This window comes from Actinoplanes sp. ATCC 53533 (genome assembly GCF_003947245.1).
In genome coordinates this window covers 1-1337 of sequence record NZ_QHHV01000520.1, presented here as the reverse complement: position 1 = coordinate 1337, position 1337 = coordinate 1, and the positions used below count along the sequence as shown (strand labels likewise).

Sequence of the window (1337 nt, the reverse complement as noted above, 5' to 3'; positions counted from 1 at the left end):
GGTCTTCGCCCCGGCCGCGAGGTCGGCCAGCAGCGGCTCGATCTCCAGCTTGCCGGCGAGCACCTCGTCCCGGAACGCGGTGAAGATGCGATCGGCCTGTATCTCCTTGCGGAACCGGGCGACCATCCAGTGGTTGACGAAGATGTCGACGCGTGGCACGTACTGCCGGCCGCGGGCCACCCGCGCTCGCCAGTAGTCGCCGTCGAGCTCCTGCCAATGCGTTCGGTATAGGGCGACGACGTCGGCGCCGTGCGCTCCGGCGAGCTGGAACACGAAATTCTTGATCAGGTCGGCGGCCAGCAGCGGCGCCCCGCGATGGTTGAGCGTCTCGAAGATGACCTGAGCGTTGTCGCCCGGATCCAGGTCGATTACTACGAGCTTGAGATGGTCACGCAGGGTCTGCGCGAGCGTCCTGATTCTCGCCACCGAGTCGGCTGGACCGTCCGGCGCCGTTGCCCAGGCTTCGATCTCCCGGACGAAGAACGCGTGGGCCTGCGCGATCCGGCTGGCAGTCAGCTCTGGTGGTACTTCTTGGTCGTCGTCCATCGCCGCTTCGAATGCGGCTTGGTCACGATCCGTCGGCCAAACCTTGAAGATTTCCCAGCGCAGTTGGGCTATCTCAGGGTTGTTCTGGACCAATGCCCGCAACGCCTGCGCGTCCCTCGGCGAGCCATACTGCTGAGCGACCCATTGCGCGGCATCGAGCAGCAGCTGAAGCGTGGTCAGGCGCTGCTGCCCGTCGATGACGTTCCGCACCGCGATATAGCCGGTCGGCACGAGCGGCTGGTCGAGAACGATGGCGCCGAGGAAGTGCGGCGAGACCTGCGGGCCCAGGTAACCGACCGGAGCGGTCAGTATGTTCTCCACGACCGTGCGTACGTCGGCCCACAGTGGTGCCCACTGCAACTCCTTGTCCCACACGTACGGACGCTGGAACAGCGGAATCACGTAGCGGATGTCGTAGCCGAAGATCTCAGCGGGGCTCCGGGTGAACGCCTGCACGGGGGTTCCTTTCCTACCTACGCTGGTGAGCCAAAGTTCTATCGCACGCGACCGGCAGTTCTGTCCCTTCTGGACGCTGTCAGCCTCGCAGTGTCGGCTACCCGTCCTCCTCGACCCAGTCGGGTGGCATTGCCATCGCGGTCCGCAGCTTCGCATCGACCGGAAATTCGTGCAGGATCAGTCGGGTCCGAGCCTCCTCGCGCTCGTCGGCCGTGAACAGCGGCTCGAACCACGGCAGAAGCGCGGCGAACTCGACGCTGTCCACCAACCGCCCAAGCGCGTAGAGCCGCTGGAACCCGTACGAGGTGTGTCGCGGGCTGGCTAGCAGCCGCTTT

Annotated in this window: 2 protein-coding genes; both read right to left on the bottom strand. The window is 65.4% G+C overall.

The features are described from left to right. Positions 1 to 1002, bottom strand: a 1002-nt coding sequence (locus tag DMB66_RS59745) for a DUF262 domain-containing protein (protein WP_158647744.1), incomplete at its 3' end; no start/stop codon positions are given. 97 nt (positions 1003 to 1099) lie between these two features. Beyond that, a partial coding sequence (locus DMB66_RS62220; protein ID WP_199753308.1) for a hypothetical protein occupies positions 1100 to 1337 on the bottom strand: 238 nt, incomplete at its 5' end.